This is a genomic window from Xanthomonas sp. F1 (assembly GCF_014199855.1).
The window spans coordinates 222,888-247,886 of record NZ_JACHOK010000005.1 but is presented as its reverse complement, the minus strand read 5'-3'; the positions used below and the strand labels follow the sequence as shown (position 1 = coordinate 247,886).

22 protein-coding genes are annotated in these 24,999 nt (G+C 69.6%); 14 read left to right on the top strand and 8 right to left on the bottom strand.

The genetic code is table 11. The annotated features are described in order from the left end of the window. The first annotated feature begins 265 nt into the window (after positions 1–265). The 5 genes from GGR71_RS13665 (at position 266) to GGR71_RS13645 (ending at position 9,687) form a co-directional block, all read left to right on the top strand. The gene (locus GGR71_RS13665; protein ID WP_343160822.1) at positions 266–5,152 is read left to right on the top strand and encodes an NAD-glutamate dehydrogenase; all 4,887 of its coding nucleotides are present in this window, start codon (positions 266–268) and stop codon (positions 5,150–5,152) included. 366 nt (positions 5,153–5,518) lie between these two features. Then, positions 5,519–6,289, top strand: a complete 771-nt coding sequence (locus GGR71_RS13660; RefSeq protein WP_184452039.1) for an NAD kinase — start codon at positions 5,519–5,521, stop codon at positions 6,287–6,289. A gap of 130 nt (positions 6,290–6,419) precedes the next feature. Further along, positions 6,420–7,385 carry a 5'-nucleotidase gene (locus tag GGR71_RS13655; protein ID WP_160960296.1) on the top strand — a complete coding sequence of 322 codons (966 nt, stop codon included), beginning with the start codon at positions 6,420–6,422 and terminating at the stop codon, positions 7,383–7,385. Continuing rightward, positions 7,382–8,194 (top strand): fused MFS/spermidine synthase, encoded by an 813-nt coding sequence (locus GGR71_RS13650; protein ID WP_160960293.1) that lies wholly within the window; start codon positions 7,382–7,384, stop codon positions 8,192–8,194. The genes GGR71_RS13655 and GGR71_RS13650 overlap by 4 nt, the downstream gene beginning before the upstream one ends. 464 nt (positions 8,195–8,658) lie before the next feature. Beyond that, positions 8,659–9,687 carry a YncE family protein gene (locus tag GGR71_RS13645; protein WP_160960290.1) on the top strand — a complete coding sequence of 343 codons (1,029 nt, stop codon included), beginning with the start codon at positions 8,659–8,661 and terminating at the stop codon, positions 9,685–9,687. Positions 9,688–9,912: 225 nt separating this feature from the next. Here the strand turns inward: GGR71_RS13645 and GGR71_RS13640 are convergent, their stop codons facing one another. The 8 genes from GGR71_RS13640 to can all read right to left on the bottom strand — a co-directional run bounded on the left by GGR71_RS13640 (position 9,913) and on the right by can (position 19,053). Beyond that, positions 9,913–10,449: a DUF2939 domain-containing protein gene (locus GGR71_RS13640; RefSeq protein WP_160960287.1), complete on the bottom strand. Its 537-nt coding sequence runs from the start codon at positions 10,447–10,449 to the stop codon at positions 9,913–9,915. Positions 10,450–10,559: 110 nt separating this feature from the next. Next, on the bottom strand, positions 10,560–11,246 hold the full coding sequence (locus GGR71_RS13635) for a DUF2461 domain-containing protein (protein WP_160960284.1): 687 nt from the start codon (positions 11,244–11,246) through the stop codon (positions 10,560–10,562). Beyond that, a complete protein-coding gene (gene sbcB / locus GGR71_RS13630) occupies positions 11,243–12,682 on the bottom strand; it encodes an exodeoxyribonuclease I (RefSeq protein ID WP_160960281.1) in 1,440 nt (479 codons plus the stop codon). Before sbcB ends, GGR71_RS13635 begins: the two co-directional genes overlap by 4 nt. Positions 12,683–12,842: 160 nt before the next feature. Beyond that, positions 12,843–14,207 (bottom strand): FAD-dependent oxidoreductase, encoded by a 1,365-nt coding sequence (locus GGR71_RS13625; RefSeq protein ID WP_160960278.1) that lies wholly within the window; start codon positions 14,205–14,207, stop codon positions 12,843–12,845. A gap of 46 nt (positions 14,208–14,253) precedes the next feature. Further along, the gene (kynU, locus tag GGR71_RS13620) at positions 14,254–15,525 is read right to left on the bottom strand and encodes a kynureninase (protein WP_160960276.1); all 1,272 of its coding nucleotides are present in this window, start codon (positions 15,523–15,525) and stop codon (positions 14,254–14,256) included. Between the two features lie 126 nt (positions 15,526–15,651). After that, a complete protein-coding gene (locus GGR71_RS13615) occupies positions 15,652–17,796 on the bottom strand; it encodes an FUSC family protein (protein WP_160960273.1) in 2,145 nt (714 codons plus the stop codon). Between the two features lie 31 nt (positions 17,797–17,827). After that, the gene (locus GGR71_RS13610; protein ID WP_160960270.1) at positions 17,828–18,352 is read right to left on the bottom strand and encodes a 3-hydroxyanthranilate 3,4-dioxygenase; all 525 of its coding nucleotides are present in this window, start codon (positions 18,350–18,352) and stop codon (positions 17,828–17,830) included. Positions 18,353–18,390: 38 nt separating this feature from the next. After that, entirely contained in the window at positions 18,391–19,053 is a 663-nt protein-coding gene (gene can / locus GGR71_RS13605; RefSeq protein WP_048492009.1) for a carbonate dehydratase, read from the bottom strand. Between the two features lie 168 nt (positions 19,054–19,221). Between can and GGR71_RS13600 the strand changes: the two genes are divergently transcribed. The 9 genes from GGR71_RS13600 (at position 19,222) to GGR71_RS13560 (ending at position 24,955) form a co-directional block, all read left to right on the top strand. Continuing rightward, positions 19,222–19,761, top strand: coding sequence for a glycoside hydrolase family 108 protein (locus tag GGR71_RS13600; protein ID WP_160960267.1), 540 nt, complete (start codon positions 19,222–19,224; stop codon positions 19,759–19,761). Positions 19,762–19,831: 70 nt separating this feature from the next. Then, positions 19,832–20,410, top strand: a complete 579-nt coding sequence (locus tag GGR71_RS13595) for a DUF2589 domain-containing protein (protein ID WP_184452035.1) — start codon at positions 19,832–19,834, stop codon at positions 20,408–20,410. A 12-nt stretch (positions 20,411–20,422) separates the two neighbouring features. Then, positions 20,423–21,052, top strand: coding sequence for a DUF2589 domain-containing protein (locus GGR71_RS13590; RefSeq protein ID WP_048492012.1), 630 nt, complete (start codon positions 20,423–20,425; stop codon positions 21,050–21,052). 46 nt (positions 21,053–21,098) lie between these two features. Further along, positions 21,099–21,359, top strand: coding sequence for a hypothetical protein (locus GGR71_RS13585; RefSeq protein ID WP_048492013.1), 261 nt, complete (start codon positions 21,099–21,101; stop codon positions 21,357–21,359). Then, a complete protein-coding gene (locus tag GGR71_RS13580) occupies positions 21,359–21,817 on the top strand; it encodes a hypothetical protein (protein WP_160960264.1) in 459 nt (152 codons plus the stop codon). The genes GGR71_RS13585 and GGR71_RS13580 overlap by 1 nt, the downstream gene beginning before the upstream one ends. Continuing rightward, positions 21,810–21,998 (top strand): hypothetical protein, encoded by a 189-nt coding sequence (locus GGR71_RS13575; protein WP_048492015.1) that lies wholly within the window; start codon positions 21,810–21,812, stop codon positions 21,996–21,998. The genes GGR71_RS13580 and GGR71_RS13575 overlap by 8 nt, the downstream gene beginning before the upstream one ends. 41 nt (positions 21,999–22,039) lie before the next feature. Further along, positions 22,040–22,825, top strand: a complete 786-nt coding sequence (locus tag GGR71_RS13570) for a hypothetical protein (protein ID WP_160960261.1) — start codon at positions 22,040–22,042, stop codon at positions 22,823–22,825. 174 nt (positions 22,826–22,999) lie between these two features. After that, positions 23,000–23,920 (top strand): hypothetical protein, encoded by a 921-nt coding sequence (locus tag GGR71_RS13565; RefSeq protein ID WP_456362625.1) that lies wholly within the window; start codon positions 23,000–23,002, stop codon positions 23,918–23,920. Between the two features lie 324 nt (positions 23,921–24,244). After that, complete coding sequence (locus tag GGR71_RS13560) at positions 24,245–24,955, top strand: response regulator (RefSeq protein WP_048492018.1); 711 nt, start codon at positions 24,245–24,247, stop codon at positions 24,953–24,955. Positions 24,956–24,999 lie beyond the last annotated feature (44 nt).

Genomic DNA, 24,999 nt, shown 5'->3' with positions numbered 1-24,999 from the left:
CCTTTCCCATCGAGCATCGTTGCTGCTCTCCGTCATGAAACCCAAACACGCCGCTTCCCGTTCCAAATCTTCGGCCGCCACCACCAAGTCCGCGACCGCGTCCGCCGCCAAGTCGGCCAAGGCACCTGCGAAGGCGCCTGCCAAGGCCAAGGCGCCGGCCAAGCCGGCCGCCCCGCGCAAGGCCGCGACGCCGCCCAAGCTGGCCGCGACCGTGCCGGCGACCGCCAAGGTGATCGACGCGGCGCCCGTCGCCAGCGGGTTCAGCATGGCGTCGGTGTTCGCGGCGCTGCGCAAGCGCTACCCGGCCGCGCGCCAGGAGGAGGCGCAGACCTTCGCCGAGGAGTTCTACAAGCGCATGGAGGAGGACGAGTTCCCCCACCACAGCGCGCAGGAATGGGCGGCGCTGGCCGCGTCGATGCTGGAGTTCGCGCGCAAGCGCAAGCCGGGCACGGTCAACGTGCGGGTCTTCAACCCGAGTTTGAAGGAGGACGGCTGGGAGTCGTCGCACACGGTGCTGCAGATCGTCAACGACGACATGCCATTCCTGGTCGATTCGGTGAGCATGGCGCTGGCGGAGCTGGGCATCGGCGTGCACGTGCTGGGCCATCCGGTGCTGCGCATGCAGCGCGACAAGAGCGGCACGCTGGAGCACGTGGGCGAGGGCAAGGCGGAATCGCTGATGGCGCTGGAGATCGACCGCCAGCCGCCGGAAGACATGGCGCAGGTGGAAGCGGCGATCCGGCGCATCCTCGGCGAGGTGCGCAACATCGTGCGCGACTGGGGCAGCATGCGCGAGAAGATGCTGGCGCTCGCCGACGACCTGACCACGCGGCGCCTGCCGGTGGACGACAAGGGCCGGCGCGAGGCGCAGGAATTCCTGCGCTGGGCCGCCGCCGACCACTTCACCTTCTTCGGCTACCGCGAATACCGCGTGGAGAAGCAGGGCGGCGAAGACGTGCTGGCGCCGCTGGAGGACAGCGGCCTGGGCCTGCTGCGCGGGCAGGACAAGTCGCCGGCGCGGCCGGTGCGCACGCTGGCCGCACACGGCCTCAGCGAGTCCGGCACCAAGGAGGCGCTGATCCTGACCAAGACCAATGCGCGCTCGCGGGTGCACCGCAGCGGCTACATGGACTACATCGGCGTGCTGGAGTTCGACGCCAAGGGCCGCATCATCGCCGAGCAACGCTTCCTCGGCCTGTTCACCTCCAGCGCCTACAACCGCCGCCCGTGGGAGATCCCGCTGGTGCGCGAGCGCTTCGACTCCGTCATGCGCAAGTCCGAGCTGACCCCGAGCAGCCACAGCGGCAAGGCGTTGCGCCACATCCTGGAGACGCTGCCGCGCGAGGAATTGTTCCAGTCCAACGAGGAAGAGCTGTACCGCAACGCGATGGGCATCCTCGGCCTGCAGGAGCGGGTGCGCAGCCGCCTGTTCCTGCGCCGCGACAAGTACGGCCGTTTCATTTCCGCGCTGGTGTACATCCCGCGCGAGCGCTTCAACACCGACGTGCGCCTGCGCATCGAGGCGTTGCTGAAGGACGCGCTGCACGGCGAGTACATCGATTCCAACGTGGTCCTGGGCGAATCGCCGCTGGCGCAGTTGCACATGATCGTGCGGCCGAAGCCGGGCGAGGCGCTGGAGTTCGACACCACCGAGCTGGAATCGCGCCTGGCGCACCTGCTGCGCAACTGGCACGACGACCTGCGCGAGGCGCTGGTCGCCAGCTGCGGCGAGCGCGATGGCCTGCGCCTGGCCGCCGGCTACGGCCGCGCGCTGCCGGCCGGCTACATCGAGGAGTCGACCGCGCAGATCGCCGCGCGCGATGTCGAGCGCCTGGCCGCGCTGCGCGGCCCGGAAGACCTGCACCTGAGCTTGCAGGCGCTGCGCCGTGACGGCGCCGACAGCCTGCGCCTGAAGCTGTACCGCCAGCACGACGACCTGCCGCTCTCCGACGTGCTGCCGATGATGGAGAACCTGGGCCTGCGGGTGATCTCCGAGCGTCCGTACCGGCTGGTGGTCGACGGCACCGCGCTGTCGATCCAGGACTTCGAGGTCGAGCCGCTGGCCGGCAGCATCGACGTGGAAGCCGCCGACGCGCCGCTGTGCGAGGCGTTCGTGCGGATCTGGCGCGGCGATGCCGAGAACGACGGCTTCAACCGCCTGATCGTCGGCGCCAGCCTGAGTTGGCGCCAGGTCGCGGTGCTGCGCGGCTACTGCAAGTACCTGCTGCAGACCGGCGTGCCGTTCTCGCAGGCCTACGTGGAAGAGACCTGCAACCGCTATCCGTTGCTGGCGCGCTTGCTGGTGGAACTGTTCGAGGCGCGCTTCGACCCGGCCACCGGCAGCGAGAGCAAGGCGCAGATCGCCGAGGGACAGGCCGCGCTGGCGGCGCAGTTGCGCCTGCTGGCCAATGGCGACGAAGCCGCGCTGAAGGCGCTGCAACCGGTGATCGATGCGCGCAGCGGCAATCGAGAGGCACAGCTGGAGGCGGTCTCGGCCGCACTGCTGAAGCTGTTCGACCAGGTCGCCAGCCTCGACGAGGACCGCATCCTGCGCAGCTTCAAGGGCGTGATCGAGGCGACCTTGCGCACCAGTCACTACCAGCGCAACGCCGATGGCGGGCTGGGCCACTGCATCAGCTTCAAGCTGGATTCGGCCAAGGTGCCGGACCTGCCCAAGCCGCGTCCGTACCGCGAGATCTTCGTGTACGGCCCGCGCGTGGAAGGCGTGCACCTGCGCTTCGGCGCGGTGGCGCGCGGCGGCCTGCGCTGGTCCGACCGGCGCGAGGACTTCCGCACCGAGGTGCTGGGCCTGGTCAAGGCACAGATGGTCAAGAACACGGTGATCGTGCCGGTCGGCGCCAAGGGCGGCTTCTTCTGCAAGCGCCCGCCGGTCGGCGGCGACCGCGATGCGGTGCTGGCCGAAGGCATCGCCTGCTACAAGCTGTTCATCCAGGGCCTGCTGGACATCACCGACAACATCGTCGGCGGCAAGATCGTGCCGCCGCCGCAGGTGGTGCGCCACGACCAGGACGATCCGTACCTAGTGGTCGCCGCCGACAAGGGCACGGCCACCTTCTCCGACATCGCCAATGGTCTGGCGCTGGACCACGGCTTCTGGCTGGGCGATGCGTTCGCCTCCGGCGGCTCGGTCGGCTACGACCACAAGGGCATGGGCATCACCGCGCGCGGCGCCTGGGAGTCGGTCAAGCGCCACTTCCGCGCGCTGGGCCGCGATTGCCAGAGCGAGGACTTCACCTGCGTGGGCATCGGCGACATGTCCGGCGACGTGTTCGGCAACGGCATGCTGTTGTCGCGCCACATCCGCCTGCTGGCCGCGTTCGACCACCGCCACATCTTCCTCGACCCGAACCCGGACGCGGCGGCGTCCTTCGCCGAGCGCGAGCGCCTGTTCAAGCTGCCGCGCTCCAGCTGGGCCGACTACGACGCCAAGCTGATCAGCGCCGGCGGCGGCATCTACCCGCGCACGCTCAAGTCGATCGAGATCAGCGCGCCGGTACGCGAGGCGCTGGGCCTGGAGCCGGGCGTCAAGCAGCTCTCGCCGAACGACCTGATGAACGCCATCCTCAAGGCGCCGGTGGACCTGTTCTGGAACGGCGGCATCGGCACCTACGTCAAGGCCGCCAGCGAGACCCATGGCGACGTGGGCGACCGCGCCAACAACGGCCTGCGCGTCAACGGCGGCGAGCTGCGCTGCAAGGTCGTGGGCGAGGGCGGCAACCTCGGCCTGACCCAGCTCGGCCGCATCGAGGCCGCGCAGGTCGGCGTGCTGCTCAACACCGACTTCATCGACAACTCGGCCGGCGTGGATACGTCCGACCACGAGGTCAACATCAAGATCCTGCTCAACGACGTGGTGCAGGCCAAGAAGCTGACCCTGGAGGCGCGCAACAAGCTGCTGGCGTCGATGACCGACGAAGTGGCCGAGCTGGTGCTGTGGGACAACATCCGCCAGAACCAGGCGCTGAGCCTGATGGAGCGGATGAGCGTCAAGCGCCTGGGCTCCAAGCAGCACTTCATCCGTACCCTGGAAGCGCAGGGCCTGCTCGACCGGCAGATCGAATACCTGCCCTCGGACGCGGAGATCTCCGCGCGCAAGGCGCGTGGCCAGGGCCTGACCCGGCCGGAGCTGGCGGTGCTGCTGTCCTACTCCAAGCTGGTGGCGTTCCAGCAACTGCTGGAATCGGACATCCCCGAGGACCCGTACCTGTCCAAGGAGCTGCAGCGCTACTTCCCGCAGCCGCTGCAGAAGAAGTACGCCGATGCGATGGAGCGGCACCGCCTCAAGCGCGAGATCATCGCCACCGCGGTCACCAACACCACCATCAACCGCATGGGCGCCACCTTCCTGATGCGCATGCAGGAGGACACCGGCCGCAGCATCGCCGAGGTCGCCAAGGCCTACACCATCAGCCGCGAGACGCTGGACGCGCGCGCGCTGTGGACGCAGATCGATGCGCTGGACGGCAAGGTGCCCGAGTCGGTGCAGATCGACGCGCTGGAGGTGATCTGGACGCTGCAGCGCGCCTTCGTGCGCTGGCTGCTGTTCCGCCCGGGACCGATGCCGGGCATCACCGCGGCGGTGGAGCGCTACTACGAGCCGTTCAACGACATCCGCGTCGCCTCCGGCGTGCTGCCCGACTCGCAGCGTCCGCGCTATGAAGCGCTGGTGCAGGAGTGGCAGGACAAGGGCCTGCCGCCGGCACTCGCCCAGCAGCTGTCGGAACTGCGCTTCCTGGAGCCGGCGTTCGACATCATCGAAATGGCGCGCACCCGCAAGCTCAAGCCGGTGGAGGTGTCGAAGGTGCACTTCCGCCTCGGCGAGGCGCTGCAGTTGCCGTGGCTGTTCGAGCAGATCGACGCGCTGGAGGTCAACGGCCGCTGGCACGCGGTGGCCCGTGGCGTGCTGCGCGACGAACTGGCCAAGCACCATGGTGTGTTGGCCGGCCAGGCGCTGAGCCTGCCGGGCGGCACCGCCGAGGCCAAGGTGCAGCACTGGCTGCAGCGCGACGACAGCAGCCTGCGCTTCACCCTGAGCATGCTGCAGGAACTGGCGGCACAGAAGACGCTGGACTACCCGACCGTGTCGGTGGCGGTGCAGCGGCTTGGCCAGCTGGCGGCGCACGGGGTGTAGCCCCGTGGTCAGGCCCGCTGTGCGGGCCTCACCCGCCGGTTTGCGACGCAAACCGGCGGCGCCGCACGGCGGCCTTGCCTATCCCCCGCGGCTTCGCCGCGCCCCCCTTAACAAAGGGGGGCTTTCCTCCATTGCCGAGATTGGGGAGTCGGGATTGGGGATTCCAAGCGAATCCTCATCGCCCGACGCGACGGCCCGCTTTTAGCAATCCCGAATCCCAGATCCCGAATCTCGGCCTTACCGGTGTTTGCCGCGTTCGTAGCCCGGTCTCCGATGCGGCAGGCGCGCTTCTGCGAATCCCCAATCTCGACTCCCGAATCCCGGCTTCATAGCCGGACAGGTATGATCGGCGACATGAATGCGCCCATGCCGTCCTCGCCCCGCATCTGTTTCCTCGCTAGCGTCGCCACCGAGTCGCAGCGGGCGCGCGAACAACTCGTCGCGCGCTACGGCGATTGCGAGCCGGCCGACGCCGACGTGCTGTGCGCGCTCGGTGGCGACGGCTTCATGCTGCAGACCCTGCATCGCCACGGCAGCCTGGGCAAGCCGGTGTTCGGCATGAAGCTGGGCACGGTCGGCTTCCTGATGAACCAGTTCCGCGACGACGACCTGGTCGCGCGGCTGGCCCTGGCCGAGCCGGCCAAGCTGCGGCCGCTGGAAATGCTGGCGCAGACCGAATCCGGCGCCACCACCGGCTCGCTGGCCTACAACGAGGTCTCGCTGCTGCGGCAGACCCGCCAGGCCGCGCACGTGAGTATCGATCTCAACGGCCAGACCCGCGTCGACGAACTGATCTGCGACGGCGTGCTGGTGTCCACCCCGGCCGGCAGCACCGCCTACAATTCCTCCGCGCACGGACCGATCCTGCCGCTGGGGTCGCACACCCTGGCGCTGACCCCGATCGCGCCGTACCGACCGCGGCGCTGGCGCGGCGCGATCCTCAAGGCTGACATCGAGGTGCGCTTCCGCGTGCTGGATCCGTACAAGCGCCCGGTCAGCGTCACCGCCGACTCGCACGAGACCCGTGACGTGGTCGAAGTCACCATCCGCGAATCCCGCGACCGCCTGGTCACCCTGCTGTTCGATCCCGAGCACAATCTGGAGGAGCGGATCTTGAGCGAGCAATTTATGGTTTAGGGGCGGGGATTTGGGAGTGGGGATTGGGGATTCGTAACAGCGCACCGCTTTCTCCGATTCCTCTGTGCACCCTCCGATCCCTTTGCCCGCTTTTGCCAATCCCCAATCCCCACTGCCGAATCCCCGCCCAATGTCCGACAACTCCCCCCGTCTGCTCACCGTCGCGGTCACCTCGCGCGCCTTGTTCGATCTGGAAGAGGGCCATGCCCTGTTCGAGCGCGACGGGGTGGAGGCGTACAGCGCCTACCAGCGCGAGCGCGAGGACGATGTGCTGGCGCCCGGGGTGGCGTTCCCGGTGGTGCGCAAGCTGCTGGCGCTGAACCAGGGCACGCCGCCGGAGACGCCGCCGGTGGAGGTGATCCTGCTGTCGCGCAATTCCGCCGACACCGGGCTGCGCATCTTCAATTCGATCCAGCACTACGGCCTGGGCATCGTGCGCGCCACCTTCACCTCCGGCGAGGCGACCTGGCCCTACGTCAAGCCGTTCGGCACCGACCTGTTCCTCTCCGCCAACCCGGAGTCGGTGCGGCGTGCGCTCAGTCACGGCATCGCCGCGGCGACCATCCTGCCCAAGCCGCCCGGCGAGCATGCGCAGGAAGCGGCCGCGGCGGCCGGCGCGATCGATGCCGATCGTCTGTCAACGCAACTGCGCATCGCCTTCGACGGCGATGCGGTGATCTTCGGCGACGAGGGCGAGCGTTTCTCACGCGAGCAGGGCGTGGAGGCGTTCGGCCGCTACGAGCGCGAGAACGCGCGCGAGCCGCTGACCGGCGGGCCGTTCCGCAACTTCCTGTCGGCGCTGCACGCGCTGCAGTCCGCGTTCCCGGCCGGCGAGGCCTCGCCGATTCGCACCGCGCTGGTCACCGCGCGCTCGGCGCCTGCCCATGAGCGGGTGATCCGCACGCTGCGCGAATGGGGTGTGCGCCTGGACGAGGCGCTGTTCCTCGGCGGTCGCCACAAGGGGCCGTTCCTGCAGGCGTTCGGCGCGGACATCTTCTTCGACGATTCGCAGCACAACATCGACAGCGCCGCCCGCGAGCGCGTCGCCGCCGGGCATGTGCCGCACGGGGTCGCCAACGACATCGCCAAGTCGTGAGCGCGGCGCACGGCGGCGGCCGCTGGGCTGCGCTGCGCCGCCTGCTGCGACAACACGCGAGCGCGCCCGCCGACCTGCGTCCCGGGAGGCCCTACGTGCGCCACGGCTGGCGCTACACCAGCCTGCAGTTCAAGGGCGAGGTGACCCAGAGCCGCATGTACACGTGGTGGCCGGACGTGCTGCAGGTGGGCTACACCCGCAGCATGCTCGGCGCGCTGTTGCTGCGCCCGGACCCGCGGCGGATCGGCATCGTCGGCCTCGGCGGCGGCTCCCAGGCCAAGTTCTGCTATCGGCACCTGCCGCAGGCGCGGATCGAGGCGATCGAGGCCGACGCCGACGTGCTGGCCCTGCGCGCGGCCTTCCGCATCCCCGACGACGACGCGCGCTTCGAAGCCGTGCACGGCGACGGCGCGCGGTTGCTGCCGCAACGGCGCGACCGCTACGACCTGCTGCTGCTCGACGCCTACGACGCCGACGGCATCCCGGCGGCGTTGCTCAGCCGCGGTTTCTACGAAGACTGCCATGCGGCGCTCGCGCCGGGCGGGGTGCTGGCGGTGAACCTGTACGACACCGACACCCGCCGCCACCTGGCGCATCTGCGCGCGCTGTTCGGCGGCCGCGTGCTGCGCCTGGACGAACCGGCCATGGACAACCACGTGGTGTTCGCCTGGACCGGCGTGCTGCCGGCGCTGGATGCGCACGCGGCCTTGGCACGCCTGCCGTGGTCGGCGCGCTGGCAACTGCGCACGCCGTTCCGGCGCCTGCAGCAGGCGATGGCGGGCAGAACCGGACGGGACGCGCCGCGCTAGGTGGGCTTTGCGTCGTCGTGCCGCAAGGCCCCCGCTGGCTGCGCTTTCCCAGGAGCCGCAGTGGGCGCGCCGCGAGGCCGAGAGCGCCAGCCGCGGCAGAACCGAGTCTCTCTGGCGCAGCAGCCAGGAACGCCACGCGTCTTTCAAAACCATCGGGATGGATGCGCGGTGCGCCGGCACGATGTGCTGCGCGCATGCTTTCCCTCGTGCCGTTCCACGCGCCATCGCGCCTCGACCCACGGTCGCTGGGGTCCGCGCTGCGCTTCGTTGCAAGCGAATGCGCGGTTGCGAGTCGCGCGCCTGATGCGCATGCCAGCTCGCGCGCGTCCACAGGTTCTCGCGCAGCGTCCATTGAACGGTGCGCCGCGATGGTCCGGCCGTCGTCCGCCATCGTTGGCAACATGTCGCGCTCAGCTGCGATTTGCAAGAATTCCCGCTCGTTTGATCGAAGAGGCCGCGCATCGATGCGTCCGCAACATGATTCAGCCGTATCCCCGCCTGCGCACGCGAGCGCGCATCCACAGGCCGCTACGATTCTCTGGCGCACCACCGTTCCCGGCGTGGCCGCCCACCGGCTCTGGGTGGATGACCAGACCGGGCAGGTGCTGGTCGCGGATGGCTGGGGCGTCAGCTTTGGGGCACTGCGGGTTCGCGCGCTGGCCATGGCGACGGGCGCCGACGTGGCGTCGGTCGCCCTCGGCAACCAGGCGCGGGCGTTCGCCAGAGACGCCGAGGGCAGCGTGCTGGTGGCCACCGATACCAAGCTGTTCCGACTCGATGCCGGCACGCTGCGTGTGTCGGAGAAATGGACCTCACGCATTCCGCGTTACATCGATCGCCTGCTGCCGCTGGGCGGCCACGTGCATGCGGCCAATGTGCGCTCCGCACAGCTCAGCGCCATCGCGCTGGCGGATGGCACCGTGCGGCGCAGGGCGCTGGCGGAGGAACTGCAGCTGCACGCCACGCCCGATGGAAAGCTCCTGGCCGTCGCGGCCGAAGGCAGCCTCTGGCTGGCGGAGCCGGGCCTGCCGCAGCCGCCCAAGCGCATCGCGAGGACGCCGCCGATCTGCCAATCGGCGATGGATGGACAGGGCCGCCTCTGGCTCTCGCTGGGACCTGGCCGCATCGTCGAAGGCAACCGCGTTTCCTGGGCAGCGCCGACCGCGGCCGCCGGCTTCATGGACCCGCCGTATGTGTCGGTGACGGAGATCGATCTCGGCACCAATTTCTGGAACATCGCGGTTACCCGGGACGGTCGCATGCTGTCGGTGGCCGCCACCACGATGACGACCGGCGAGCAACCGCGGCATGTTCAGACCAGTGTCGCGTCCTTCCGTACCGACGACTGCGAACCACACCGCTGGGTGCAGGTGCCGCCGGAGTTCGAGATCGTCCTGATGTGCCCGGACGCGGGATGCGCGTTCGCCACACGAAACCTGTGGCGCAGCGCAGGGGATCCTGAAGTGTCCGAGCTTATTTGCCTGCAGCTGTAGCGACTCTCCCGTGCCGAACACGACAGGGCACGCACGTTCAGCCGCGACAGCCTTCCAGGCAAGGCCTCGTCGCGGCTGAAGCCGCTCCTACGAGACAGGGCGATGCTTGGCAGAAACGGGGTGTTGGAGGTGCTCTGAATGCGTTTCTAAAGGAGGCGTCGCCTGCTCGCAGCCTGACGTGACCTTGGCGGCTCAGCCGAGACGCCTTGCCACGCGCACCATCGCCTACAACGGCAGGAGAATGTTACTGAGCTTCCACTGCAGGCCCTCGCGGGTGAACACGAAGGGCACCGCGGTGCCATCGGCCGTGTGCACCGTGGCGACGAAGCGCGTGGTCGATTCGAAGCGGTGTTCGGCCTGGCGCAGCGGTTGCGGCGGGCGCGGCGCGGCGTAGGTGTCGCCACCGACGGTGTCGCCGCTGGCGCGTTTCCACAACGCATCGCCCTGCATCAGCGCGCCGATGCCGGCCGGGGTGACCATCGCGTCCACGCTCATGCCGCCGAGGCCGCCGGCCAGCGACAGCAGTGCGCCGCCGAACAGGCTGGACTGCAGGTCGGGTCCGGCGCGCCGCACCAGCGCGTCGTCCACCTGGGCCTTGAGGTTGACCCGCAGGGTGGGGAAATCGACGTAGCGCTCCAGCGCCGCGGCATCGCGCTCGCGCAGCGCCTGGTCGATGCCGCGGATGGCCAGGTACGGCCCGGCGACGACATAGCCGCCGAGGGCAAGCAGGGCGAGGAACAGCAAGGCCAGCCATTTCTTCATCGCATGTCTCCTTGCGCGTGTGGGCGTTCTGTAGGAGCGGCTTCAGCCGCGACGCGTGACCGGTGATGTCTGTCGCGGCTGAAGCCGCTCCTGCAGGGAACGTTGCCTCTCTAGAATTCCAGGTCCAGCGCCGCGCACAGATAGTCCACGAACGGACCCAGCGTCTGCAGGTCGGCGGCGATCTGCGTGCGCAGCCGCGGGCCGGTCATGGTCGCGTCGTCGAGCTGGCGCCAGAACACCCAGTTCTTGTGCTTGAGGTCGTCGATGTAGTCGAAGTCGGCCGGGAAGCCGCGCGGCGGCCGCACCAGCATCTCGCTTTCCTCGAAATCGAAGCGGCGGCGCAGCGCCGGCGCATGCGCGGCGGCCTTCCAGCTGCCGGGATTGTCGAAGATGAACTGGCGCACCTTGCGCTGCGTGTCCGGTTCCGGATGCCACAGCCCGGCGCCGACGAAGCTCTCGCCCGGCTGCAGGTGGATGTAGAACGAGGGCGCCGGCACCTGCTTGCGCCGTTCGTGGAACAGGCGTGCCCCCTGCCAGGTCTTGTACGGCGACTTGTCGTGGGAGAAGCGCGCGTCGCGGTGGATGCGGAACAGCGAGCCGCCGACGCCACGCGGATCGGCACGGAAGTGCTCGCTGACCTGGGCCAGGTCCGGCTGCAGATCGGTGATCAGGCGCAGAAACGGCTGGCGCACATGTTCTTCGTACTTGTGCCGGTTGTCGTTGAACCAGGCCTTGTCGTTGTGCCGCGCCAGGGCACGCAGGAACTTGAAGCTGGCGTCGCTGAAATAGCTGGTCATAGGCTGCGTTGCAGGTCGTGGCCCCAGGCGGCCAACTGGTCGAGCAGGGCTTGCTTGGTAGCATCCTGCGGGTGAGCCAGGCGTAAACCGGCCAGCTCCGCGTAGAAGCCGTCGAAGCTCAGTTCGGACAGGGCGCTGTCCTGCTGCAGGCGCTGCCGCCGGTAGTCGTCCCAGCGCGCCTGCTCGACGATGGACAGGCTCTGCGGCCAATTGCGCGCGCGGTAGCGGAACAGCAACTCGGGCAGGCGCGGGTCGCGGAACTGGCCCTCCAGCGCGGCCAGCTGCGCCGACGGGGTGGCGCGGACCTGCGCCATCGCGCGCTTGTCGCCATCGGCCAGGAAGCCGTCGTACAGTGAGGCATCGACATCGGCCGGTACCGCGGCGCGCTCGCTGGCGAACACCCGCCGCACCTTCTCCGCCAGCGCCGGGCCGGCCTCGCGCAGGCGTGCGGCCTTGGCCAGGAGCTGCGCCGGGTCCAGCCGCAGCCGGGCGAAATCCGCCTCGCGCAGGTGCGCCCAGGCGACCAGCGCCGGCGCCTTGTTCAGATGCACTTCCTTGAGCGGGATGCGCTGTTCGCCCTCGGGCAGGTCGGCCTGCGGGGTGTACAGGCGGTCGGCGATCTGTTCCGGCGAATAGCGCAGCAGCGGCTCGATGTCGCCTTCCAGGTCGAACACCAGCACCCGGCTGTCGATGCGCGGATGCCGCGCCAGCGGCAGCACGGGCGCTGCGCACAGGCGCGCGGCCGGATAGCGCATCGACACGTGCAGCACCGGCTGCATCGCCACCGCGTCCAGCAGGCCGCCGCAGAAGCGCTTGTCGCGCAGTTTCAGCGCGTACTCCCACAGCCGCGGCTGGCTGCGGCGGAAGTGCCGGGCCATGCCGATGGTGGCGTAGACGTCGGACAGCGCCTCGTGCGCATCGCCATCGCGCACGCCGTTGGCCAGGGCCAGTTGCTCCAGCTTGAACGAGGTGGCGCCGTCCTCGCGCTGCGGCCAGACGATGCCCTCCGGGCGCAGCGCGTGCATCAGCCGCAACATGTCCAGCAGGTCCCAGCGCGAGTTGCCGTTGCGCCACTCGCGTTCGTAGGGATCGTAGAAATTGCGGAACAGGCCGTGGCGTACGAACTCGTCGTCGAAGCGCAGCGAGTTGTAGCCCAGCGTGCAGGTCTGCGGCCGTGCCATCTGCTCGGCGATGCGCGCGAACGCCTCCGCTTCGCTGACGCCCTCGCGCAAGGCCTGCTGCGGAGTGATGCCGGTGATCAGGGTGGCGACCGGCGAAGGCAGCAGGTCGTCGGCCGGCTTGACGAAGAAACTGATCGGCTCCTCGATCACGTTCAGTTCGGCATCGGTGCGCACCGCGGCGAACTGCGCGATGCGCGTGCGCCGCGGATCGGCGCCGAAGGTTTCCAGGTCGTAGAAGAGGAAGCTGTCTGGCATGAAGAGTCGAATGGGGCGGGCAAGGCAGGCGCGGAGCGGAGCGTGGCAGTGCTTGGCTTGTGTAGGAGCGGCTTCAGCCGCGACGGGCGTTACCGGGAATGTCCATCGCGGCTGAAGCCGCTCTTACAGAAGACCGGGCACCCGGATAGGGTATGCCGAATCAATGCGCCCCCTCCAGCGGCGCCAGCCGTGCGTGCACGATGCGCTCCAGCCAGTTCCAGTCGATCCGCGACAGATCGCTGTGGCCCTGCGTGGCCTGGACCAGGATGTCGCGCTGCACTTCGCTGCGTTCCAGCGCCTGCGCGTATGGCGTGCGCAGGAAGGTGACCATGGTGTAGTGCGGCACGAAGCGGGTGGGGTGCCGCGCCTGCAGGGCCTGGCCGAGTTCACGCTGCAGCAGGAAGCCGGCGTCGCCGACGCGGTCGCGCATTTCCACGTAGTTCTCCAGCGCCATCTGCTGGATCGCGCCGGCGTTGGGCTTGCGCTCGGCCTCGAAGGCGGCATAGGCGCGCGCCAGGTCCGGCTCGCGCTGCAGGTGCGCGGCCAGCGCCGCGCAATCCTCGAACGCGCAGTTCATGCCTTGCCCGTGGAACGGCACCATCGCGTGCGCGGCGTCGCCCAGCAGCACCGCGCGGCCGTCCAGGTGCCAGCGCTCCAGGCGCAGCGTGCCGAGCAGGCCCGGCGGGTGCTGCTCCCAATGCTCGGCCAGTTGCGGCATCAGCGGCAGCGCATCGGCGAAATCGCGCGCGAACAGCGCCAGCGCCTCTTCGCCGCTGCGCACGGTGGCGAAGCTGGGCTCGCCCTTGTTGGGCAGGAACAGGGTGACGGTGAAGGTGCCTTCGTGGTTGGGCAGGGCGATGCACATGTAGTGCCCGCGCGGCCAGATGTGCAGCGCGTTGGCTTCGATGCGGAAGCCGCCGTTGGCGCTGGGCGGGATCTCCAGCTCCTTGTAGGAATGGTCGAGGAACTCGATGTGCTCGGCCATCGGCGCCTTGCGCTGCATCGCCGCGCGCAGCGCCGAGCCGGCGCCGTCGGCGCCGATCATGCTGTCGAAGCGGATGTCGTGCGGCTGGTCGTCGCGGTCGTCGATGAAGCGCGCGTAGCCGGCGTCGAAATCCACGGTGTGCAGGCGCCGGTAGAAGTGGATGCGCGCGCCGGCCTGCTCGGCCAGCTGCAGCAGGGTGATGTTGAGGTCGTTGCGGTGTACCGACCAGATCACCTCGCTGTCGTCGCGTCCATAGCGCTGCAACTGCTGGTGGCCGTCGGCGAAATGCACCATGCGCCCGCGCATCATCACCGCCTTGGCCATCACCGCGGCATCGGCGCCGGCCTGGCGCAGCACGTGCAGGCCGCGTTCGGCCAGGGCCAGGTTGATCGAGCGGCCGCGCTCGTAATCGTGCACGCGCGGGTCGCCGCGGCGTTCATAGACGGTGACCCGCCAGCCCTGGCGCGAGAGCAGGATGGCGAGCAGGGAGCCGGCCAGGCCGGCGCCGATCAGGGTGATGCTGCGGGGGGATGCGTTCAATGCGGTGTCCGGAAAGCGCGGCAGGCCGCCACGCGAAAAAGGCGGGTCAGACCCCTGCCCAGGTTTCCACTTCCTCGACGAAGCGGTAGACGTCGCGGTAGCGGTTGTACAGCGGCACCGGGCTGATCCGGATCACGTCCGGCTCGCGCCAGTCGCCGAGCACGCCGACCGATTGCAGGTACTCGAACAGGGCGCGGCCGCGTTCGCGGCCACCGGCCACGCGTAGCGACAGCTGGCCGCCGCGTTGCGCCGGGTCGGACGGGGTGATGATCTGCAGGGTGTCGGCCAGTCGGGCGCGGATCAGCGTCTCCAGGTAGCCGGTGAGCTGCTGCGATTTCTGCCGCAGCGCATCCAGCCCCGCCCGCTCGAACAGGTCCAGTGAGGCGCGCAGCGGGGCCATGCTCAGGATCGGCGGATTGCTCAGCTGCCAGCCGTCGGCGCCGGGCGCGGCGACGAACTCGGGCGCCATGCGGAAGCGGGTACGCTTGTCGTGGCCCCACCAGCCGGCGAAGCGCGGCGTGTCGCCGTGGCCGTGGCGCTCGTGCACGAAGGCGCCGGCGACCGCGCCGGGGCCGGCGTTGAGGTACTTGTAGTGGCACCACACCGCGAAGTCCGGCGCGGCATCGTGCAGGTGCAGCGGCACGTTGCCGATGGCATGGGCCAGGTCGAAGCCGACCGCAGCGCCGGCCGCGCGCGCCAGCCGCGCCACCGCGGCCAGGTCGAAGGCCTGGCCGGTGCGGTACTGCACGCCCGGCCACAGCACCAGCGCCAGGCGCGGGCCGTGCTCGGCGATGGCGCGCTCGATCGCCGCCAGCGACACGGTGCCGTCGGCGCCGTCGGGCTGCACTTCGATCAGGTCGGTGGCCGGGTCGAAGCCGTGGAAGCGGATCTGCGAGGCCACCGCGTGCTGGTCGGAGGGGAACGCGCCGGCCTCGATCAGGATCGCCGGGCGCTCGCGGGTGGGCCGGTAGAAGCTGACCATGAGCAGGTGCAGGTTCACCGTCAGCGTGTTCATCGCCACCACTTCGTGCGGATGCGCGCCGACCAGCCGCGCCAGCGGCGCGGCCAGCAGCTCGTGGTAGGTCATCCACTGGGTGTCGCCGTTGAAATGGCCTTCCACCGCCAGCGACGACCACTTGTCCAGCACCTCCTGCACCGCGGCGCGTGCGCCGCGCGGCTGCAGGCCCAGCGAGTTGCCGACGAAGTAGGCCTGGTCGGCGCCCTGGTGCTGCGGGAACAGGAACTCCTGGCGCAGGGCGCGCAGCGGATCGGCGGCGTCGAGGGCGATGGCGTGCTGGCGGGACAGGATCTCGTTCATCGGCGTGGGTTCCTGAAAGCAGGGCGAGAGTCTAGAGGGTGTGGGACGAGGTGAGGTGACTGTGCGGCAGCGTGGCGCTGGCGGGTACTGCCGGCGCTTCCGGTTCCCCAGTACATGCTTGCGCCTTCACCCGCTGCGCTGCACGCCCACCGGCGGCGGTTCCTTCGCGGCGGCCGCGGCCGGCAGCAGTGCACTACGGATCAGGTGGGCAAGGGTGCCGATGCTGTCGGCGACACGGTCGCTGGTGTCGGCCAGCGCGGCCAGGGCGCCGCCGTCGCTGCCGTCCTGCGGCTGTGCGGCCAGCGCCTCCGCCAGACGCCGCTCGTCCGCGCGCAGGCTGGCCTGCGGGGGCGCCGTACCGGTGCGCAGGCTCTCGGCCAACTCGGTCAGCGCGGCATGCGCCTGCTCCCGGAACTGCTGCAGTTCCGGCAGTGGCGGCAGCGGCGGCGCATCGCGCAGCACCGCCTCCAGTGCCAGCGAGGCGCGGATCAGCCGGTTGCCGTTGGCCAGCACCGATTCGGCCAGGGTCAGTTCGCGCAGGTTGCGCTTGCGCCGCGGCTCGCCACGCAGGCGTTCGATCGAGGCCTGCGCATTGGTGCGGGCGGTGCGCGAGGCCGCGCGGGTCTCCGGCAGCGCCTGCAGGCGTCCGGCCAGCACCGCGTCGAGATGGTCGCGGTGGGCGAGCAGCAACTGCGCCAGGATCGCCCGGATGTGCTTGCGTTCCCAGGTCGGCCACAGCGCGTAGGCGGTCAGTGCCAGTGCGCTGCCGAGCAGGGTGGCCTGGATGCGCTCGCCGATCGCCTCGCCCGGCGCCATGCCCTCGAACGACAGCAACAGCACCAGCATGCCGGTCAGGCAGGCCACACCGAGCCCGTAGTTGACCTGGGTCAGCAGACGGAAACCCAGGCAGAACACGGTCAGCAACAGCAGCCGCACCACCGCCCCGTCCATCACGAAGTGCGCCAGCACGGTGGCCAGTAGCAGCCCGGCCAAGGTGCCGGCCACGCGCAGTGCGCCGAAGCTGAGGGTGCCGCCGAAATCCGGCTTGAGCACGATCGCGGTGGTCATCGGGATCCAGTAGCCGTGCGGGATCGCCTGCCAGCGGGCGAACAGCACCGCCAGCGCCAGGCACACGCCGCAGCGCAAGGCGTGGCGGAATGCCACCGAAGACAGGTTCAGGTTCGCCCGCAACGTCTGCAGCGGAGCCAGCGGGCGCAGTGCCGCCGGCAGCCGCGCTTCGGCCAGTTCGGCCTGGATCTCGCCGCGGCTGCTGGCCCAGCGGCCGTTGCGCACCAGCGCACGCAACTGGCCGCCCAGGCCCTGCACGCGCGCCACGGCGATGCGCAGCAGGCGGCGTTCGCGCGTGTCCTCGGCCTGCGCCTGCACCTGCGCCAGCGCGTCGATGAGATCGTCGAAGCCGGTCATCGAGTCGTTGGCGGCGTCGGGGTCCTCGGCGCCGTCCAGCGCATGCGCGAGCTGGTCCAGCACCACCGCGCTGCGTTCGAGCACGCGTTCGATCGGCAGCCGCGCGGGCGATGCGGCCTCCAGACGCCCATGCAGGTCGGCCAGGGTCAGCAGTTCCAGCCGCGCACGTTCGCACAGCTCGGCGATGACCCGGAACGCCTGCACCGCGCGTCCGCGCGAGCGGTGTTCGCCGTGCAGCATCACCATGGCCTCCAGCACCGCCTCGGTGGCCGGCGGCGCCGCGGCCGCGCTCGGCCGCTGCCGGGCGAGGCCGGCCAGTTGCCGCATCAGGTCGGCCAGGGCGAAGCGCTCCGGGCGGTAGCGCTGCAGCGGCCACGCTGCCAGCGCCATCAGCATCTGCAGCACGCCGCCGGCGAAGATCAGCGCGGCCACGCCCACGCTCTGCAGGGGCGGCAGGCCCACGTCGGCGCTGACCACCAGCAGGATCATGCTGGTCAGCCCGACCCGCGCCGCCACCGGACCCAGCGCCACCAGCAGGCCGCCGCCCAGACCGAGCAGCAGCGCACACAGCGCCAGCGCCACGGTATGCGCGCCGATCAGCATGCCGAGCAGCGCGGCGACGCCGGCCGCCAGCGCCGCCATCAGCATGCGCTGCATCCGCGCCCGGTACGGGCCGGGCTGGTCGGAGAACATGGTGTTGAGCGCGCCGGTGGACATCGCCAGGCCCAGTTCGGCATGGCCGGTGGCCACGCCCAGCGCCAGCGGCGCGACCACCGCGGCGGTGTTGCGCAGGGCCACGCGCACCGGCACGTCGCGCGGTTTGAGCGCGATCAGGCTGCGCAGCATCGCGATCCGCAATGACGCGGGCGCAGGGCGGTCACCGCGCGTCCGCAGCCGCCGGCCGCGGATGCACGTGGCCGCAGCGGGCGCAGGTGCGCAGTGACTCGGAGCCGTAGAACCGCGCGAACACCGGCGGGAAGTCGGTCTCGATGTTCTGCAGCGGGAAGTAGGCTTCGTACAGCAGATGGTTGCAGCGTTCGCAGAACCACAGCAGGCCGTCCTGTTCGTGCGGCAGGCGGCGCCGCTCGATCACCAGGCCGACCGACGCCGGTCCGCGCTGCGGCGAGTGCGGCACCTTCGGCGGCAGCAGGAAGGTCTCGCCGGCGCGGATCGGGATCTCGCGCACCGCGCCGTCCTCCTGGATCTTCAGCACCATCTCGCCTTCGAGCTGGTAGAACCACTCCGGGCCTTCGTCGTAGTGGTAGTCGCTGCGCGCGTTCGGCCCGCCGACCACCATCACGATGAAGTCGCCGGCGTGGATGCACTTGTTGCCCACCGGCGGCTTCAGCAGGTGCCGGTGGGCGTCGATCCAGGCGTGCAGGTTGAGCGGGCCGGGGAGCATGCGCGATCCTTGACGGAGAGGGCTGGGCGGCGCGCCGCTCAGCGGTCCTCGCGGTCCTGGCTGATGCGCGCCAGGGCCGCATCGTAGCGCGGCGCCAGGTCGTCGATGCGGTCCAGTTCCATGCCCAGGTCGTGCACGCGGCCGTCGCGCAGGCTGTAGACCCAGCCGTGCACGGTCAGTTCCTGGCCGCGCGCCCAGGCGTCGAGCACGATCGAAGTGCGGCTGACGTTGACCACCTGCTCGAGGACGTTGAGCTCGCACAGGCGCGCATGCTGCACGTTGAGCTCGCCGGCCTGCTGCAGGCAGTGCTCGTGCTTCTCGGCCACGTCGGTGACGTGGCGGATCCAGTTGTCGACCAGGCCCAGCCGCGCGCGGGTCAGGCCGGCGTGCACGCCGCCGCAGCCGTAGTGGCCGACCACCAGGATGTGCCGCACCTTCAGCACCTCGACCGCGAACTGGATCACCGACAGGCAGTTGAGGTCGGTGTGCACGACCACGTTGGCGATGTTGCGGTGGACGAACACCTCGCCCGGCGCCATGTCGATGATCTGGTTCGCCGGCACCCGCGAATCGGAACACCCGATCCACAGGTATTCGGGGGTCTGTTGCGTGGACAGACGGCTGAAGAACTCGGGATCCTCGCGATTGATGCGTTCGGACCAGGAGCGGTTGTTGTCCAGGAGTTGCGCGATTTTGCTCATAGCCCGGCATTATTCCAGAACCCCGCCGCCCGCGCGCAGCCGGCGCTCACGACGACCGCGGCGGCTCAGTGCGCAGGCGCCGCCGGATCGGGCTTTTGCCGATCCCGCCGGTGCGGCCCGCTGCGCAGACTTCCTCCACGCCCACCACGGGCACCAGCGGAGGATCCCATGGCCGACTTCAACGCATTCTTTCCGACCCTGCTCAAGCACGAGGGCGGCTTCGTCAACGATCCGGTGGACCCGGGCGGCGCCACCAACAAGGGCATCACCCTGGCGACGTTCCGGGTTTACGCCAAGAGCCTGCTGCAACTGGAGCCGACCCTGGACAACCTGCGTGTGCTCACCGACGCGCAGGCCGGGGTGATCTACAAGACCTGCTACTGGAATGCGGTGCACGGCGACGAGATCGCGCTGCAGCCGCTGGCCAACATCCTGTTCGACTTCCAGGTCAATGCCGGCAACAACGCCATCAAGCTGCTGCAGCGCGTGCTCAACGCGCAGACCGCGGCGCTGAAGCTGCCGGAGGACGGCAAGCTCGGCCCGGCCACCCTGGCCGCGCTGAAGGCGGCGGACCAGCGCGATCTGTACGCGCGCTACAAGCAGGGCCGGCGCGATTACTACCAGCGCCTGGTCGCGGCCAGGCCGCCGCTGGCCAAGTTCCTCAAGGGCTGGCTGGCGCGCACCGATTCCTTTCCCGACCTGAGCTGAGCGCGCGTGCGGCGCATGCCGCCGATCCGCCGCCGTCGCCGACGGCGGCCTTCTTTCCCCAGGAGCGACCATGGCTGGACCGACCGCATTGAACGACCTGATCGAGGCGCTGGCCGGCGCGGTGATCGAGGCGCAGGACCGCATCGAGCAGCACCAGATGGCCAACCTCGGCGACTACTTCGACGAGTTCCACCGGCCCAAGAGCGTGATCATCCGCCTGCCGTCGCAGCATCCGCAGGCCGCCGAAGGCGACGAGGACTACTACCGCGCGCCGCTGTTGCCGCTGGTCTCGACCAACGTGCTGCGGATCAAGGACGTGGAGATCAGCTTCGATGCGCAGCTCGGCGACCTCGGCGGCCTGCAGTCGGCCGACGGCTTCTTCGCGCCGGAGCCGCCCGGCCCGAAAGCGGCCTGGCAGGCCAAGCGCACCGCCACCCGTTCCAGCGTGCGCGTGGATACCAGCGCCAGCGCGCGGAGCCAGCGCCAGAGTGCCGTCCACGTCGTGCTGCGCGTGGAGGGGACCGAACCGACTGACGGAGCGGCCAGATTGCTCAACCATCTGGCGCAGACGCAGGGCGTGTTCAAGACGGTCACGGCCGACAAGCCGGACGTCGCGGGCACGGACGATGTAACCAATCCCACCAACTAAGGAGTCACTGCAATGGCTGACGAACTCGTCAACATGTCAAGTCAATTCAAGGGTCTGCCGATGGGCGACCTGATCGGCGGCCCGCTGGATGCGGCCTGCGACGCGCAGGTCAAGCTGGCCCGCGCCACCGCCGATTTCATCCGCGTCATCGGCTTTCTGCCGCCCGATGCCGGCGGCAACGATCCGCAGGCGACCGGCGCCACCCGCACCGCCAGCTTCCGCTTCAAGCGGCCGGTCGACGACCCGACCACCGCCGGCGGCATCGCCGAGGAGGAGGTCGAACTGGAAGTGCCGCTGCTGGCCATCGTCAACGTGCCCAGCCTGAGCATCCAGACCGTGGACATCACCTTCGACATGGAAGTGAAGTCGTCCTTCTCCGAGAAGTCCTCCACCGATGCCTCGGCGTCGCTGTCGGCGGACATGGAATTCGGCTGGGGCATGTTCAAGGCCAAGGTGCACATCCAGGGTTCGGTCGCCACGCACAAGGAAAACACGCGCAGCTCCGACAACTCGGCCAAGTACCACGTCGCCGTGCACGCCGCCGACAAGGGCATGCCGGAAGGGCTGGCGCGGGTGATGGACATCCTGCAGAGCTCGGTGGCGCCGCGCAAGGTCGGCGCGCCGGTGCCGGTCGCCGCGTAAGTCCATAGCGGCCTGTTGAACCATCTCGTCGGGGGACTCGTCAACGATGTTCGACCTTACCGAAGTCAAGTTCGTCAAGCGGGTCGTGGTCGGTAGCGACAACCCGACGCAGATGCAGTCGCCCGAGCAGATCGAGGCGGCACGGGCCTTGCTCAACCGCTGCCTGAGCGATTCGCCGAAGGGCGCGATCATCGGCACCGAAAAGAATTTCGCCGTGCTGCAGATCGGCGAGCACCAGGTGGTGATGCAGTGGCTGTGCTACCACGTAGGCTTCCCGCGCAAGCCCGGCTGGCTGAAGGACGACTGATGGCCAGGCTGCGTTGCGAATTCGACCTGTTCCTGCAGGGGCTGTCGGCGGCCTTGCTGGATGCGCAGCGGCGCTGCCGCGCGCGTCACGCACAGGCATTGCGCGCGTGTTTCGGCGCGGGCGAGACGCTGCAGGTGGAGACGGACGCGGCCGAGCCGCCGTCGCTGCAGATCCCGTTGTGGGAGCTGCGTGCATGGCAGTTGCCGCAGATCGGCGAACTGGCCCTGGCCTTCGACGTCGAACTGGACGTAATGGACGCACCGAACGAGGCGCCGCGCCTGCTGCTGCAGGTGCAGCCGCGCCGGCCACGGCGGCCCGGCCACCGCTTGCAGATCCTGTTCCGCGGCACCCATACCCCGGTCGGCGAGGTGCTGTTCGATGGCCAGCGGCTGAAGCTGTGGCATCTGTCCGATGCGCCCGCTCCGCACGATCCCGCCCAGGAGACCGCACATGCGTAGACACGGCTTCATCCTGTCCCGGCACGACACCGACCTGTGGTGCCGAGAACTGCACATCGACCTGCGCTCGCTGGCCCGCGCGCAACGGCTGCGCCGGCGTCGACGCCGGGCGCTGTGGCTGCTTGCCGTACTGTGCCTGGTGGCGGCCGTCCTGGCGCTGATCCGGTTCGGTCTGTCCTGACCGTGCACATCGTTTTCCTTCATATCCAACAGGAGAGTCGCATGCGTATCCGTTCGCGTGGTGTTGCGCGTTTCCCGTTCTGGCTGGCGCTGTGCCTGGCCATGCCGTCCGCCGCCGCCGGCGCCGCGCCGCAGGTGCCCACGCCTGCCGCCCCGACTGCCGCGGCCAACGCCGAAGCGCTGCCGCCCGGCGAGTGGAACGGCAGCATGACGCTGGACGCGCAGCGCCTGGTGGCGGTGCGCCTGGTCCAGCGCGACGGCAAGGCCAGGCTGATGTTCGGCTCGCCGCTCAACTGCGCGCTGCTGGTGAGGCCGGAGGCGGGCGCTGGCTTCGCGCTGGACTCGATCAACGGCGGCGCCTATTGCGACAAGCTGATGAGCAAGCAATTGCGCGTGCAGCGCAGTGGCGACGACCTGCGCTTGACGGTCGACGGCAAGGACCTGCCGGTGGTGCTGCATGGCGATCCGGGCCAGCCCAGCCCGTTGCAGGGCAAGTGGCGCGGGATGGCGCACCCCGAGCGCGGCGATCGGGACGTTGCCGTGGACCTGAGCGTCGCCGCGACGCCGCAGGCACCGGGCAAACCCATGGTGCAGCTGCGCTACGGCGCGCCACGCGAGTGCGGAGTGCAGGCCTCTTACGCCGGCATGCGCGAAGGAACGTCGGTGTATTCGCTGGATATCGCCCGTGGCGGTTATTGCGATCTCCTGAGCGACGGCCAACTGACCCTGCGCGCCAGGCCGGACGGCAAGCTCGAACTGCAGACCCTGGACCGCGCCGGGATGCGTCGGGACAGCGCGCTATTGGAACGCGCCCCCGCCAGCCCGTAATCCGTCGCGCGGACGCGCCGGCCCTCGTTTCCGCCCAGGAGTCGTGCGATGAACCTCGTCTGGATCAAGACGCTGGCCGGCGCCGCGTGGCGCCGGCTGATCGCGGCCCGCCGGGCCGGGCCGCGGCTGCCGCCGCCGGGCATCCTGCCGCAGTTGCGCGCCGAGTGCGAAGCGATGGCGCGCTATGCGCTGGAACACGGCATGGCGGTGCCGCCGGAGTTGATCGCCCGCCTGTCGGCACTGTTGGGCGCCCGCGTGCCGGACGCCGATGGCGGCGAGATCGAGGTGCACTCGCACGAACTGGCGGTCACCCACCGGCGACTGGCGCAACTGATCCGCCCGGCGACGCCGCAGGCGGTGTTCCTGCTCGATGCCGAACGTCGCCGCCCGCACTGGGCGACCCTGCTCGGCCCGCTGCCGCTGGTGCGCGCACTGACCGCGACCTCGCTGCTGTTCCTGTTCGCGGTGGTGGCGACGGCCCTGTCCAGCAAGGTCAGCGCGGACAATGTGCGCCTGGGGTTCCTGGATTCCTCGGGCAGCGTGCTGCTGTGGAACGCGCTGTTCCTGCTGTTCTGCGCCGGCCTGGGGGCCTCGTTCTCCTCGCTGTTCCAGGTGCACCGCTACGTCGCCGACGCCAGCTACGACCCCAAGTACGACGCGTCCTACGGCGCGCGCATGATCCTGGGCCTGATCGCCGGGCTGATCCTGGTCGAAGTGCTGCCGCCGGATCTGTTCGAAAGCGGCAGCATGCGCAGTTTCGGCAAGCCGACCCTGGCGATGCTGGGCGGCTTCTCCGCCACCGCGGTGTACCGTCTGCTGCAACGCCTGGTCGATTTGATGGAGACACTGGTGCGTGGCGACACCTCGGCGCAGGCGCAGGCGTCGCTGGAAGTGCAGCGCGCCAGCAACGACACCGAGCGCATGCGCTGGCAGGGCGAGCTGGCCGCGCAGTTGATGACCTTGCAGCAGTCGATCGAGGCCGGCACGCCGCCGGCCGCGATCCAGCAGCGGCTCGCCGAGTTCGCCCGCGCCATGCTGCAGGTGGAGGCCGCCCGGTTGCCGCCACCACCGCCGCCAACCGCTGCTGCGGAGTGAGCATGCCGGCGCAACGCCGGCGTCCCACCATCGTTCGTCAGCGCAGGACTTCGTTCTGCGTCACAGCGTGCGCGCCCTAGCACGGGATTCTGTCTACAAACCGAGACTAATGCGGCAATCCGCACAAGTTCAGCCGTCGTCGCCATCCATATCAGCCTGAAGCCGATGGCCGCCATGGCACGGCGTGACAAGCTGAGGACGTAACGCAAGCGCAGGTTCAGCGCTGTCGCATCGGTTGAAAAAAAAGGGGCGCGTCGCACTGCAGCGGACGCGGGTTGCCGCGCGGTCGCGCGTTGGGAGTTCCATTGCCAACACAGGTAGAGAATGAACACACGTATCGTGATTGCCGCCGAACGCAGCATCGTGCTGGAGGGCATGGTGGCCCTGTTGAACAACACGCCGGACATCGACGTGGTCGGCCATGCGGTCGATGGACTGGAGTGCGTGCAACTGGTGACCCGACGGCAGCCGGACGTCGTGCTGATGGACGTGATGCTGCCTGGCCTCAACGGCATCGAGGCCACCCGCCGGCTGCTGCAGCGCAGCCCGCGCAGCAAGGCGATCTGCATCGCCGCGTCCGATGCCGCGGCCAATGTGCGCGCGGCCATCGACGCCGGCGCCAAGGGCTACCTGGCGCGCAACAGCACCTTCCATGAATTGCTGCGCGCGATCCAGCAGGTCGGCAACGACCAGTTGTACATCAGTCCGCAACTGTCGCAGTCCCTGGTCAGCGAGTACCGCTGTCCGCCCGGCGACGCCGTCTCCGCCTACACCCTGTTGACCTCGCGCGAACGCGAGATCGTGCAGTTGCTGTCCGAGGGGTTGTCGACCAAGGAGATCGCCGCGCGCCTGCACATCAGCGTCAAGACCATCGGCACCCATCGCGAGCACATCATGCTCAAGCTGGGCATGCAGAGCATCGCGCAATTGACCCGCTATGCGATCCGCGAAGGCCTGTCGCCGCTGGAAGGAGGGCGAGCCAGTGCCCGCCGTGCCGAGCACGACCGGCAGGGACCGGCCAGCCGTTGCGGGTGAGGCGGTGGGGCGCCGCGTGCAGCCATGTGACCACGCACGACATC